We start from the raw sequence: 13,125 nt of genomic DNA, 5'->3' as shown, positions 1-13,125 counted from the left end.
CCGGAGCGTCTCCCTGTTGTCGATCCATCTATGACTGTGACATTGCTGGATGTAAACATAGTGCGATCGACGCCAATGCGCAAGGGGCTAGATTCAGCGCTCTAACACATCAACCACAGTAGGGGCGCAAGGGGACGCCAGCGCGCGAAAGGCCGCCTGGCGGGGCCTTTCACGCGCTCGGGGAAGCGGAAACGAGGAGAGACGACGCGCGCGTTTAACGCTTCTTGAGCGCGGTTTTCTTCGCGGGGCGAGCCAGTTTTGCGGCAGCCGGCGCGCGCGCGGCGCTCTTGCGAGGCGCGGCTTTGGGCGCGCGCTGCTTCGCGGCGCTGGCAGGCGCGGAAGCGGGCGAAGGCGCGGCCTCGCTTGCACGCTCGCGGCCGAGCGTCTTGTCGAGGATCGTCGCGACCCGGCCGCCGAGGTAGTCGCTCGACTGCGCTTCGAGCGCGCGCAGGATCTCGTGCTCGACGAACACCGTGGAAAGCGGGCGCAGCCGCCAGATCGCGTCGACGAGCGCGGGCATGTCCGTGGCGGGCGGCAGCGCGCCCTGATCGTAGCGATCCAGATGGCGCACGACCATTTCCACCAGCACGCGCGCGATGGCGTCGAAATGCGGACGCGTTTCTTCGAGCACGTCGAGCAGTTCGCGTGCGGGAATGCCCTCGCGCACGGTGGCGGCCGCGGCGTCGAGCATGCCCGGATTGCGCGAGACGAACGACAGCCCCTGGCGTTCGAGCAGCCCGAGGTCCGCGAGACGCGAAAGGCTGCTCGGCGCCTGCGGCCCGAACAGCTTGATGAGCTGCGGCAGCGAATACGTTTTTGGCCGCGCGTGCGACCACGGACCGCCGATCGCATTCTCCAGGCCGAGGATCGAGCGCAGGTCGCCGCCGTCGTCGATCGCCAGGATGAGATCCTGAATGTTGGCGAGCGTGTAGCCGCGCGCCAGCAGGTGGTTGATGAGCTTGAGCCGCGCGACGTGCGAATCGTTGTAAATGCCGACACGCCCGCGCTTCTCGGGCGGCATGAGCAGGTCGCGGTCCTGATAGGCGCGCACGTTGCGCACCGTCGTGCCCGCCACGCGAGCGAGTTCGTCGACGGTGTATTCGCTGTCGGTGACACGCTCGGGCGCGGAATCGGTCACGGGGGCTTTGGGCGTTTTCGGCATGCCGCGATTTTAGCGCGAGCGGCCCGGCCCACGCGAGCGCACGGGAGGGTGCATGTTTTGACGCGGGCGTTCTCGCCCTTACGCGCATGCGCCTCCTCGCCGTTGCGCCGGCACGACGCGCCCTTAGAAGCGGTAAGAAAGCGCGAGGAACGAGATGATCGGATCAGCTTTGAGGTCGGCCCGGCTCACGCCGAGCTCGCTGCCGTCCGCTGCCTTGACGATCACCGAGGACGTCGTCTTCAGCGGAATATAGGTGACCGACGCAACGATCCCCAGATGCTTCGTGACGTTGTAGGTGGCCCCGAGATTGAAAACCGGCGACCACGACGACGACGCCTTCGCGCTGATCTGCGTTTGCCCCGACTTGCCGGCGCCCGCTGCGAGCACGGAGCCGAGATCGTCCTGGGTGGCCTTCACGAAGTTCGGATTGAGCTGGATGTCCGAGAACCAGTTGTACGACACGCCGATGCCGAGGAACGGGCGGAATTTCGCATCGGCGTCGCGAAAGTAATACTGGAAGATCAGCGCCGGGCTCCATTGGCGCACGCTGCCGACAATGGGGTTCGTCGCCGGATCGCTGAGGTTCTGGCTACCGAGCGCGCCCGCCGGGCCTGGCGGCTTGATCGTGCCGTGACCATAGAGCTTGAACGTGGGCGGCACGCCCGCCACCGAGGTAAGCGCGATATGGTCCGTGAAGAAGTGGCTGATGACGAGGCCGACCGTATCCGCATTCGATGCCGAAAGCCCCGTGCCCGCCGAAGTGAACGAACTGGGCAGCCGCAGCGGCGTGTTGATCGGCACGGGCGCGACGTCCGTGGTGAGCGGCGTGCTCGAATGCTGCGTCGTGACGTGAAACCAGCCGAGTGCGACGACGTTGTCGCCGGCGTGCTGTGCATACGCACTCGCCGTCAGCCCGGCGGTCAGCGCCGCCACTGCAATGCGTTTCATCATGTCCCTCCCAGGAACGGGTGCGCCTTACCCGCGCGCGGGACGGCTCGATGCATGCTTCGGGATGTCCGGCATGCGTCGTCCGCCTTTGCTGCGCGCGCCTTTGTGGCCCGGCCGCCGCCGCGTTGCGCGACGGCCGGGAGTGGCCACCTCGTGAATGGCGCGGTTTGCCGCGCCGGTTATTGTTCGATACGTTGCTTCGTCGTCCTTACTGAACGAACGCGCCAGCCGTGAAGTACGGGTCCGACGGCGTCGTCATGTCGAGGTAGCCGAACACGCCGCCCGTGAAGATCATCTTGCCGGTGGGTGTCGAGCCGGTGGAGGCGCCCACATGCGTGGTCGTCACCGTGCCCGGTACGGTCTGGGTGAAGTTCAAATCGAGGGCAGTGGCGAGCGCGGCCTGCGAGGCGTTGAACGGATCGAGCAGCGTGGCCTGCGTGCCTTCCAGCGCGAGCGTGCGATAGTCGAACTGGCTGTCCACGCCGATGTATTCGCCGTTCTGCGAGCCCTGCGCGATAGCCGTTTGCGGCGCGAGCACGGAGATGCCCGATTCGTCGTCGGCCACCGGGCCCGTGGCGCCGCTTTGCGGATCGACGCCAACCTGCGGATACGCCACGCCGGTGCGGACGAGCACGGGCACGAGCTGGCCGCGCAACTTGCCGACGATCATGAAGCCCTTGCCGGCCGGCTCCGTGGTGACGAGCGTCGGCTTCACCTGCCCCTGGAAGTGATCGGTTTCGAACGCGCCGCTGCCATCGGCCGACTGCGCGAAATTCGTGCCGGGCTGCTGGCATTTGCCGGCGTTCACGCCCGTGTTGTCGCATTCGGTCCAGGTGCCGTTGGCGTTGATCGTGATCTTTGCGTCGACCGCTGCGGGCTGGAAATTCTGCGAAGGCACCTGGTGATAGCCGAGCTGGCTGTACGTGCCGGCGACATTCGCGAGATTCGTTTCGATCGCGGAGAAGCCGATGAACGGGTAGTACGGGAACGTCGTGTCCGGCACGACGCCAATACCGCCGGAGCCCTTGTACGCGATCTCGGCGCCCGGAATCGTGCCGCCGGCCACGCCTTCGCCGATGAAGACGCGCGCCGGGCGGTTGGGGTCGAGACTCGCGCCATTCAGGCGGAACGCGCACTGGTTGAGCTTCGCCGTGGGGAGCCCGGTTTCCGCCGTCAGCGTGCCGGTGGCGACCTGGCCTTTGCGCGTGGGCGTCACGGTGCCGGTGGTCTGCGGGATCGGCGACTCGACATAAGTGATCTGCCAGGTCATTTTGGCCGTGTCGAGCTGCAGCTTGACGAGTTCGCCGTCGCCGCCGCCACCGGTATATACCGTGTTGTAGTCGAGCGAGGTGGGGCAAAGCGCTGCTTCCACGAGCGGAGGGCTACTGCTGCTGCCGTTGCCGCCACCGCATGCGCTGAGCGCTGCGATCATCGGTGCGGCAATCGAGAGCGCCGCAAAAAGTTTCCATTTCATACCGCGTCTCCAGAGTCTTGTTGTTGGCGAGAGCGACCGACAGTCATTCGCAGTGCGAAATTAAGGCGGTCGTGAACGATCAGGATGCCGCGACCGCCTGATGAACTACTGTGGCTGGATCAGTGCACCGACACCGAAGTAAGGCTGATTGGGCGTGGCGCTGTTCGCCGAACTGGCCGTGACGCCGCCGTTCTCTTCGCCGTTGATGAAGATGCCGTAAAGGCCGCCCACCGCAATCAGATTGCCCGCTTTGCCCTGGGTATCGGTTACGCCGATCAGGCCGGGGTGCGTCTGCGTGTAATCGAGCGTGAACTGGCTCTGCGTCGTCATCGTCGAGGGCTTGAGGAAGCCGGCTTGCTGGCCGTTGATGAGCGTTGCCGTGTAGGCGAAATTCGAGTCCGCGCCAATGTAGCTACCGTCGAACGCGCCCGACGTGAGCGTCGTCGCGGGCGCGAGCAGGGCGATGCCGGACTCGTCGTCCACGGCGATCTGATTGCTCAGGCTGATGGTTTCGTTCACGTAGCCGGTGCGTACGACCACGGGCACGATGGCCCCCTTGAGCTTGCCGAGGATGAGGTGCCCGGCGCCGCCCTGGCGGCTGACGATGACGTTGTTGCCGAGGTTCAAGGGGAACGGCAACGGTGTGGGCGTCTCGATCTGCGGTGCGTCGGTACTGTCGAAATAGCTGCCGCTCGTGCTCGCCGTCCATGCGTTCGCAGCGGTTGCGCAACTCGTGTTGGTCGCGCCAGCCGGCACGCTGCAATTGCCGCTTGCGTCGTACTGCTCCTGCGTCACCTTTGCCGCCGGCGCGAAACTGCTGGAAGGCAGGATGTGATAGAGCAGCGCGTTATACGAGCCTTTGAGGTCGGCGAGGCTCGTGCTGACCGACGAAAAGCCGATGAACGGATAGAAGTCGAACGTGCGCGGCGCCACCCCGCTGAAGAGCAGATTTGCAGTGGTGTCGCCGTCGATGTTCACGGTCGCGCCCGGAATGCCGCCGCCCGCCACGCCAAAGCCAACATAGATCGTGGGCGGATTGTTGGCGTTGTACGCCGTTGTGTAGGGGCTGCCGTTGATCGTGCCCGTGCCCGCCTGAAGCTGGAACGCACACGTGATCTGCGCGGCGGTCGGCAGCGAGCCCGCGGGCGGATGCTGCACGGCGCCCGTGATGGTGAGACCCGCACGCGTGTTCTGCACCGAACTCGCGGCCACGGGAATGGGCGAGGCGAGGAACGTGAGCTTGTACGTCATCTTCGTCGGGTCGATGTTCAGGCTCACGACCTCGCCACTGCCTGCACCGCCCAGATACGTGTTCGCCGCGATGTCCGCCGCGGCGGGACACAACGCCGTGGCGGTCGGTGCGCTGCTGGGCGGACCCTGGTTCGCGCATGACGAACCCGAGCATTGCGCCGGGGTGATGGGTGCCGGATTGCTGGCGGTACCTCCGCCGCAGGCGACCAGCAAAGGGGTCGCGGCCGCGGCCAGCATCAAGCTGCTGCGGACAATGCTCTCCATGATTTGTCTGCCTCCCTGTGTCGTATTTATGCGCAGAAGATTGGATCATGACATTGGCCACTGTCAATTGAACGAACCGTCTAAAACGCGTGACGAGGTCGCTCTTGCTTGATGCTTCGCGGTTTGCGCACCCAGCAAGCGGGGTTTTTCCCGAGGCCGTCGTGCACGCGCCGTGCACCCCCGCGCAATTGGCATGCCTGAAACGCCTCGTTGACATGTCATCGCGATTCGTTGCGTCCGCGACGGTCCCTGAAAGGCAGAGGAAAGCTGAGGATGGGATCACGTTAGCGAGGCAATTGATTCGGATTGCAGATCAAGACAGCGCGTGCTGTCTGATGGTGAGGATATTCGGGAGCCGTCATCGCGCCGCCATGCTCGACGGTGAGTGCATACGGCAACGGCCGGGATGAAGCACTGCACAAACCTGCGTAGCAAGGTGGGCGCTCCAAAGAAAACCAAAGGTGAGCGTGTGCGGGAGCGCAAGTTCACTGCGGTGTGCGCCGCACGGGTTTTCGTTGCACCGTTGCGCATATCGGCGGCCAGGTTCAGGTCTATGTGGCGCACGTCACGCAACTCAAAGGTGAGTGTTTCCGGGAACATGAACGCAACGTGAGGCGTTGCTGCGTTGCGGCAGTATCGCCGCGGCCGGGTCGTGATTCGCGGTATAGTCATTCGCGACAAGAGGCCTCGTTGTGCGCCCTGCGCTTCACCGCCGCCGCGTCCGAGCGGTCTGCAACGGAGTTATCGATGGGTATCCTGGAAAGGCTTTGGCCGCGCGCCCGCGCGAAGCAGGCGCCGCAATCGCCGCAAATCCAGACGCTGATCGAGCGTCTGCTCGTGCTCAGCCCTACGCTCAAGCTCGTGCCCGAGTGGCGCGAGCGGCTCGCCCCCGCGCTCGCGCAATCGGTCGCGTACGTGCGCGAGGTCGTGGACCGCATGCCACCCGCGCGCGAAGCGAGCGCCGCCACCTGGTCGAGCGACCCCTATATCCACGCGTTTTTCGCTGCGCCCGACGAGGTCGGCCATGTGCTGAGCCGCTCGCCTGAACTGCATGCCTGGTTCGAGGCTCATCCACTTGCGCGCGAGACTTACGCGGTGCTCGGCATGGCCCTGAACGAGCGGCGTGCCTTCGGTGCCGAGCAGCATGGCGACGAGGTGCACACCGATGTCATGCAGACGACGCTGAGCTTCGACGACCATCAGGTGCGTGTATGCGGCGAAACCGAGAGCGACCTTCGCGAGCAGATCGTGCAGCGCGTGGTCGAGCAGATCGCCCTGGAAGGCCTCGAGCAGATCGGCGCCGACGAGTCGCGCCGCGACGTGCTGGAACAGGAGCGTGCGCTGCTCAGGACGCGCCTGCAACTGCTCACGCGCCACGGCGCGGGGACGCAACGCATGCTCGGCGAGCACGCCGTGCCAAACGTCGCCGAAGTGGCGAAGGTCGAGGCGCAGATTGCGCAGAACGAGAGCGAGATTGCCGCACTCGGCCTCAAGAGCGAAGCGCTCGAACACCAGCTCACGGTGATCTGCAGGGTGCTCGCGAATCCCGCGCAATACACGAACGTCGAAATGCGCGAGATCTGCCTGAGTCCGATGAATGTCCTGCTCGCAAACGGCGGCCCGGGCAACAGCGCCTCGATCACGTTCCCGCTCGCGCGGCTGCCGTCGAGCCCGCAAGGTCTGCGCGCCTTCTCTCTGGTGCGCTTCGCGCGCACCGACCTGCAACCGTTGCCGCGTGTGCTCGTGGAAGACAGCCGCTTCATGATCTGAGCGTGGCGTCGCGGTCATAGGTGAGAAGATCCGGGAGCCGCGCGCGTGGCATTGCGACGGTTCGTGAACGAAGCGTGCCGAAATCACCGTCGCGCGTGATCGGCAGCGGAAGTTTCGTGATCCCGATGGACAGGAGAACCTGGTTCCGGCGCGCAAGATTTTCCTGGTAGTCCCAGGTTAAGGGATGCGAATATTGCCGACTACCAGGTGTTGGCAGTCGAAACCTTGCGTGTCCGAGCGCGAGACGCCGAAAGGTGAGCGTTTTCGGGAACCGTGAGCAACGGTGCGAAATGGCGCATCGGATCGCTAACCGCTTATGCAAAAAGCCCCTTTAACAGGGGCTATTTTGTCATCAGCGGCGACACCGCTGCTGGTATGTCGCCGCGAAAGGTGAGTGTTTTCAGGAGTGGTGAATCAGGCGCCCTGCGACGCCGGCCAGGCGAGCACGCCGTTCGCGTCGATCGAGAAGCGCAGCTCGCTGGCATGCGATGCCGGCGCATCTTCTGCGGCGATATCGAAGGTTTCTCCGGCGATCTCGACGGTAACGTAGCGGTCTCCGTGACGCAGCGACGTGCCGGCAATACGCCCTTGCCACGCGCCTTCCTGCGTCGCGACGAGCGCGCGCGGCGAGACCCGCCACATCACGCGCGTGCCCACCGCAAGCGATGGATCGGCGCAGGGCAGGCGCAGTCCCGCCGGCGTTTCGATCGTGCCACCGGCACGCACGATCCCCTCGCCGACGTTGTGCAGGCCGAGCAGTTCGGCCACGCGCAGCGTGGCGGGCCGCCGGAACACGTCGGCCACGGCGCCCGCCTGCAGCACGCAGCCCTGTTCGATCACGAGCACTTCGTCGGCGAGCAGCGCCGCCTCGTCGGGGTCGTGCGTGACGATCACCGTCACTGCGCCTACTTCGCGTTGCAGCGCCCGCAACGACTGCTGTAGACGGCGGCGGCGCGGCGTGTCGAGCGCAGCGAACGGTTCGTCGAACAGCAGCAGTTGCGTGTGCCGCGTGAGCGCGCGCGCGAGCGCCACGCGCTGGCGCTGGCCGAACGAGAGCTGCCGCGGCAGGCGTTCGGTGAGCGTGTCGAGGCCGAGGTGCGCGAGCCAGTAGCGGGCGCTGGCCGCGTCGGCATCGACAGGAAACGCGAGTTGCTGCGCCACTGTCATGTGCGGGAAGAGCCCGTAATCCTGCGGCATGTAGCCGATCTGGCGGCGCTCGGGCGGTAGCGCGCCGAGGTCGGTTGCCCCGAGCGTGACAGAGCCCGCGTCGTTGCGCTCGAGCCCGGCGATGATGCGCAGCGCGAGCGACTTGCCCGAGCCCGAAGGGCCGATGATCGCGAGCCGGCGCGTTTGCGGCTGCCACGCCACATCGAGCGTGAACGCGCCGAGATGCCGGCGCGCCGCGAAGGCAAGACGCAGGCCGGCGTTTTCGGCCGCGGTGGCGGCCGGCGTGATACTGGTGAGTTCGTCGCCGTTGTCCAGGCTCACCGCCGGCGTCGGGCGTGCGCCGCGGCTATAGACGGAGAGCACCGCACAGATGATCGCAATGCCGAGCGTGGGCAGCAGGAGCGGCATCATCGCGGGCAAGCCCTGGCCGCCGAACACGACGTAGGTATACACAGGCAGCGAATACGGGTGATACGCGACCATCACGGTCGCGCCGAATTCGCCGAACGCGCGCAGCCAGGCGAGCGCGAGCCCCGCGCGGATAGCGGGCCACGCAATGGGCAGCGTGACACGAAAGAAACGGCTGGCGGCGTGATGGCCGAGCGTGGCGGCAACGTCGTCGTAGACGGGATCGACGGCGCTGAACGCCGAGCGTGCCGCGACGATCAGGAAGGGCGCCGCCACGAAGGTCTCGGCGAGCACGATGCCCGTGAAAGAGTCGGTGAGCGAGCCGCCGAAGAGCTGGCCAATGCCGCTATACGGCCCGATGAGAAACAGCAGCAGCACACCGCTCGTGAGCGGCGGCAACGCGAGCGGCAACTGCACGACGAAGCCGAGCAAGGCAATGCCGCGCGCGCGCGAACGCGCGAGCCAATAGCCGAGCGGCACGCCGCCCACCAGGATGACGAGTGCGGCCACGCTCGCGCTCGCGACCGACACGCCGACCGCCGACCAGGTGGCGTGCCAGTCGACGCCGGCCCAGTCCGCCTGCCCGATCTGCGGAATGCTCGCAACGAACGGCGCGCACAGGTAGACCGCGAGCAGCGCGCCGAGCCACCAGAGCGGCTGGGAGCGTTTCACGGCAACCTGTTCGGCACGTTGCGCGGCTTGTGTCATTGCTGTGCGGCGTCGATTACGGCTTGCACCGACGGCGGGATCGCCTGGATCTGACCGTTGACGGCAGGCCTGGTCACATCCACGCCGTGCTCGGCGAGCAGCTTGCGGCCTTCCGCCGAAAGCAGGAAGTTCACGAAGCGCGCGGCGCCGGCGCTGTTGGGGGCGTCGTTGAGAATCGTGAGCGTGTAGTTCGCCTTGATCTTCAGTTCGGGCGCGGGGTGGATCGCCGGAATCTTCAGGTCGGACGTTTCGGTCGAGTAGAAGAAGCCAGCGTCGAGCTGACCCGATTGCAGACGGCCAACGAGCGTTTCTTCCGGCAGCACCTGCTCGGGATTCTCCGGCGTGCCAAGTGTTTTCTGCACGAGATCAGGCTGGTTGTACGCCTGCGCGGCCTTCGTCATGAGTTCGACGGTGAACGCGCCCTTCGGGTCGAGCTTCGGATCAGTGCGGCCGAGGCGGATGCCCGGTTCCTGCAGGACCTGATCCCACTGCTTCGTTTTGAAGTCGGCGGCGAAACGGCTCTTCGGGTTATAGCCGATCAGGAGCGGCGATTCGGCGAAATTCACGTACCACGTGACGTGATTGCCGCTGGCCTCGCCCATGAGGCTCGTGTTGACCTTCGGGCTCGCGCTGATGAACACATCGCCGCGGCGCAGCTTGCCCTTGATCTCATTGGCGATCTTGTTCGAGCCGGCTGCGTAGCCCTTGAAATGCAGGCCCGTTTCCTTTTCGAACGCGGGGCCCACGCTCTTTTCCATGAGGTTCACGAGCGAGCCTGCATAGAGCACGTTGACATCGGATTCGTCGGCGAATGCGTTGGCGCTCGCACCCATCGCGCCCATCACACCGCTCATCACGACGACTGAGGCCGCCAGCTTGCGGATAAACATGTTCGACACCCCGTTCGTTATAAAGGCCCATATATTACGATGGACTGCTGTATTCATGTGCTTGCGACATTCGCTATTTTGGCGATCCATGCCTGTGCGCGTCACAGTGACACGGCTAAACTGAGGCTCCGGTTCTTTGCCGTTTCATTGTTCTGTTCAATTGTGGAGGTCCTTATGCGTACCAGCGCCCGCAACCATTTCTCCGGCCAGATCAGCGCGGTCAAGGCCGGCGCTGTCAACGACGAAGTCACGCTGCGCGCCGACGGCGGCCTCGAGATCGTCGCGATCATTACGCATGGCAGCGCCGCTTCGCTGGGTCTCGCCGCTGGCAAGCCGGCCTTCGCGCTTGTGAAGGCATCGTCGGTGATCCTCATGGTCGACGGCGATGCGAGCAAGGTGTCCACGCGCAATGTGGTGGCGGGCACGGTTTCGTCGGTCACGAAGGGCGCGGTGAACGCGGAAGTCGTGCTCGCAGCCCCGGGCGGTGCGCAGATCGCGGCCATCGTAACGAACGACAGCGTCGATCGTCTCGGCCTCGCGGCGGGCAAGCAGGCTGCGGCGCTTTTCAAGGCATCGAGCGTGATCGTCGGCGTAGACGGTTGATGCGCTCCAAACTCGCGTGAATGCCATGACACACGGTAGACAGGACTCCGGCGCGCCGCCGCGCGATGTCGATGCGCTGGCCGCCGCGCGCTGCGATGCCCTGACGGGGGCGCCGGAGGCGCCGCGCACGCCCGACGCCTGGCTCTTCGCGCGGCTCGTTGCGGCGCGCGAGGTGCGCGGCGAATTGCCGTTGCTCGGTCTAACGCGCGCGCAGTTCGACGCGCTCGGTGCGCGGCACTTCGTGTGTGCGGTGACGAGTGAAGCTCTGCACACGCACGTGATGGCCGATGCGTCGCATGCTGCATTCGCCACCGCAATGCATGACTTTCTCGTTGCGCTTGCCGCGCCGCAAGCCGACCCCGACGACGTGCGTTGCCTCGCCGCGATCGTTGCCCACGCGTGCCTGCGTCCCGATCATCTGTGGCGCGATCTCGGCCTGCGTGGCCGCGATGACGTGACAGGCATGCTGGAGCGCTTCTTTCCCGAGGTCGTGGCGCGCAACGTGGAAGGCTTGCGCTGGAAGAAGCTGCTGGCGCGTGAACTCGCGCTGGCGTTGGGCGCCACGCCAGGCCCTGCGCCCGGTTGCCCCGGCTGCGAGGACTTCGGCTTCTGCTTTCCCGCCGGGCGTTAGCCATGCAGAGGGGAACGGCGCGTAGCACGCATCGTGTATGCTTGCGCGCATGACCAAGTCCCCCAACGATCAACCGCGCGCAGACGCTCCCGCGCCCGCCCAGGCGCAGAAACCGGGCCGACCCGAGGTGCGTTTTCGCATGCGCATCCTTCAGGATGGCACGATCGCGCTCGGTCCAGGCAAGGTGTCGCTGCTCGAAGCCGTCCGCGAACATGGCTCGATCTCGGCTGCGGCGCGCAGCATGAACATGTCGTACCGCCGCGCGTGGCTGCTGATGGATGAACTCAACCGCGCGCTGGAGTCGCCGGCCACGGTTTCGGAGCATGGCGGGCAGAGCGGCGGCGGTAGCATGCTGACGCCGGTGGGCGAAGAGATCGTGCGCCTGTATCGCAGCATCGAGGCGCGTGCGGCGGCGGTCTGCGAGGCCGAGATCGAAGCCCTCGTCAAACTCGTGAAATCCTGACGCGATGTGACGTGATGTGCCGCGGCGGCGCACTGCCGCCAACGCCAGGCGCCTAGCCGTGGCGCAGGCAGAAAGGCGAGACGGGTACCGCCGCGAGCGTGGGCGGCGCGTTCGCATGGAGCCGCATCATCAACTCGACGAAGCTGGCGAGACTCGCCGTTCGCAATGGGTGCCACGTGACCTGGTGCCGTTCGCACACGCGCCTGAGCGTGCTCATCGAATCGTGGTCGATGCAGTCGACGGGAAACACCGCGAGATCCGCGTTGGCGAGGGCTGCGGCGAGCAGGCCCTTGCGATCTTCCACACCGCCGTCGTGCACGGTCAGCTCGCCTCCCGCCGACTCCACCCAGCGCCTGAGCGCGTGATTCGAACCCGGCCTGCCACCCACGTAGACGATCCGGCGGCCCTTTAACGCATCCTCGGGAAGCGCGCGTTGGGCTTGCGGATCTTCGTGCGCTTGCGTGGTCTGCTCCATCGCGTGGACTTCGGCGCGCAAGGCGTCGATCAGCGCGTGGGCTTCGTCGAGCTGCGCGCGTAGCGTGTGGAGTGCGGCGGCATCGGCATTCGCGCGCTGCTCCGCGATCTCGCGGCGGCTCGTGTGCAGCGCGACCCGCGCGTCGCGTGCCGCGAGCGCTTCCTGCAGCGCCTCGAGTTGCGCGTGCTGCGGCGTGCTTTCGCGCTGCGCCGTCAGCTGTGCGGTTTGCGCATCGAGGGCTTGGCGTGCGGCGTCGCGCTCACGGCTCATCTCGTGCAGGCGCGCCTGCTGGCGCTCGATCTTGGCCCGGAGTTCGGCGTTTTCCGCTTCCAGCGCCACGAGGCGGCGCAAGTCCGCGCGATTGGCCGCGCCAACCAGGTGCGAGAGCATGTGCAGCTCGCCGAACGCGGCCTGGCGCACTTCCATCGTCGTGGCCGGATGTGTCATCACCGCCCAGTACGCGGGCGGGATGTCGCCGTTCGCGAGCGCGTCGTTCCAGAGCGCGAGCACGGCCTGCGTGTCGCGCGCACTGGCGAATCGGCGCACCGCGCCTGCATAGCGGGTGTCGAGAGCCTTTTGCAATGCCTTGCCGCCTGCGCCGCCTTCGATCGCCAGTTCGACCGCGGCGTGATGGATCTCGAGATCGCTCGCGCGCTGGGCGTCGAGCCGGGTGAATTTCGGGACGAGCTTGCGCAGCTCGTGCGTGCTCAGGCAGGTGCCGATGATGGAGCAATGCAGATGGGCGTCGAGTTCGACGAGGCGCGTGCGCTGACGCGCGCGGGCGAGTTCGGCTTGCGAAGGGCCGCAGCAGTCTGCGCTCGCCATCGCGCGCAGCGTGGTCTCTTCGGCAGATGTGCCGCCCGGCGTGCGGGCGAGGCGGAACGGCGGTGCGTGCATGGTGACCTCTGATC

At 66.1% G+C, this 13,125-nt stretch carries 11 protein-coding genes; 4 read left to right on the top strand and 7 right to left on the bottom strand.

Translation table 11 applies throughout. From position 1 onward, the window contains the following. Positions 1-214 precede the first annotated feature (214 nt). From AB3X99_RS07595 to AB3X99_RS07580, 4 genes are all read right to left on the bottom strand, one after another. Positions 215-1,162, bottom strand: coding sequence for a MerR family transcriptional regulator (locus AB3X99_RS07595; RefSeq protein WP_368616562.1), 948 nt, complete (start codon positions 1,160-1,162; stop codon positions 215-217). A gap of 123 nt (positions 1,163-1,285) precedes the next feature. After that, a complete protein-coding gene (locus AB3X99_RS07590) occupies positions 1,286-2,110 on the bottom strand; it encodes an OmpW family protein (protein WP_141710540.1) in 825 nt (274 codons plus the stop codon). 208 nt (positions 2,111-2,318) lie between these two features. Beyond that, complete coding sequence (locus tag AB3X99_RS07585) at positions 2,319-3,584, bottom strand: DUF2957 domain-containing protein (protein ID WP_342946856.1); 1,266 nt, start codon at positions 3,582-3,584, stop codon at positions 2,319-2,321. A gap of 105 nt (positions 3,585-3,689) precedes the next feature. Next, positions 3,690-5,099 carry a DUF2957 domain-containing protein gene (locus AB3X99_RS07580; protein WP_368616561.1) on the bottom strand — a complete coding sequence of 470 codons (1,410 nt, stop codon included), beginning with the start codon at positions 5,097-5,099 and terminating at the stop codon, positions 3,690-3,692. 747 nt (positions 5,100-5,846) lie between these two features. Here AB3X99_RS07580 and AB3X99_RS07575 point away from each other — a divergent pair. Then, positions 5,847-6,869, top strand: coding sequence for a hypothetical protein (locus AB3X99_RS07575; RefSeq protein WP_368616560.1), 1,023 nt, complete (start codon positions 5,847-5,849; stop codon positions 6,867-6,869). A gap of 414 nt (positions 6,870-7,283) precedes the next feature. Here the strand turns inward: AB3X99_RS07575 and AB3X99_RS07570 are convergent, their stop codons facing one another. Both AB3X99_RS07570 and AB3X99_RS07565 read right to left on the bottom strand, forming a co-directional pair. After that, entirely contained in the window at positions 7,284-9,116 is a 1,833-nt protein-coding gene (locus AB3X99_RS07570) for an ATP-binding cassette domain-containing protein (protein ID WP_256094448.1), read from the bottom strand. A gap of 32 nt (positions 9,117-9,148) precedes the next feature. Further along, complete coding sequence (locus tag AB3X99_RS07565) at positions 9,149-9,994, bottom strand: extracellular solute-binding protein (RefSeq protein WP_256094471.1); 846 nt, start codon at positions 9,992-9,994, stop codon at positions 9,149-9,151. 222 nt (positions 9,995-10,216) lie between these two features. Here AB3X99_RS07565 and AB3X99_RS07560 point away from each other — a divergent pair, with 222 nt between their 5' ends. From AB3X99_RS07560 to AB3X99_RS07550, 3 genes are all read left to right on the top strand, one after another. Next, complete coding sequence (locus tag AB3X99_RS07560) at positions 10,217-10,645, top strand: molybdopterin-binding protein (protein ID WP_069261529.1); 429 nt, start codon at positions 10,217-10,219, stop codon at positions 10,643-10,645. A gap of 25 nt (positions 10,646-10,670) precedes the next feature. Beyond that, complete coding sequence (locus tag AB3X99_RS07555; RefSeq protein ID WP_368616559.1) at positions 10,671-11,276, top strand: nitrogen fixation protein NifQ; 606 nt, start codon at positions 10,671-10,673, stop codon at positions 11,274-11,276. Positions 11,277-11,415: 139 nt separating this feature from the next. Next, positions 11,416-11,739: a winged helix-turn-helix domain-containing protein gene (locus tag AB3X99_RS07550; RefSeq protein WP_069261862.1), complete on the top strand. Its 324-nt coding sequence runs from the start codon at positions 11,416-11,418 to the stop codon at positions 11,737-11,739. Between the two features lie 52 nt (positions 11,740-11,791). On the opposite strand, the gene AB3X99_RS07545 is transcribed toward AB3X99_RS07550, so the two are convergent. Next, entirely contained in the window at positions 11,792-13,111 is a 1,320-nt protein-coding gene (locus AB3X99_RS07545) for a DUF2325 domain-containing protein (protein WP_368616558.1), read from the bottom strand. Between the last annotated feature and the right edge of the window lie 14 nt (positions 13,112-13,125).

The sequence above is a fragment of the Paraburkholderia sp. BR10882 genome, assembly GCF_040948855.1.
In the GTDB taxonomy this organism is placed as follows: domain Bacteria; phylum Pseudomonadota; class Gammaproteobacteria; order Burkholderiales; family Burkholderiaceae; genus Paraburkholderia; species Paraburkholderia nodosa_A.
This window is presented reverse-complemented; position numbering and strand designations above follow the sequence as displayed.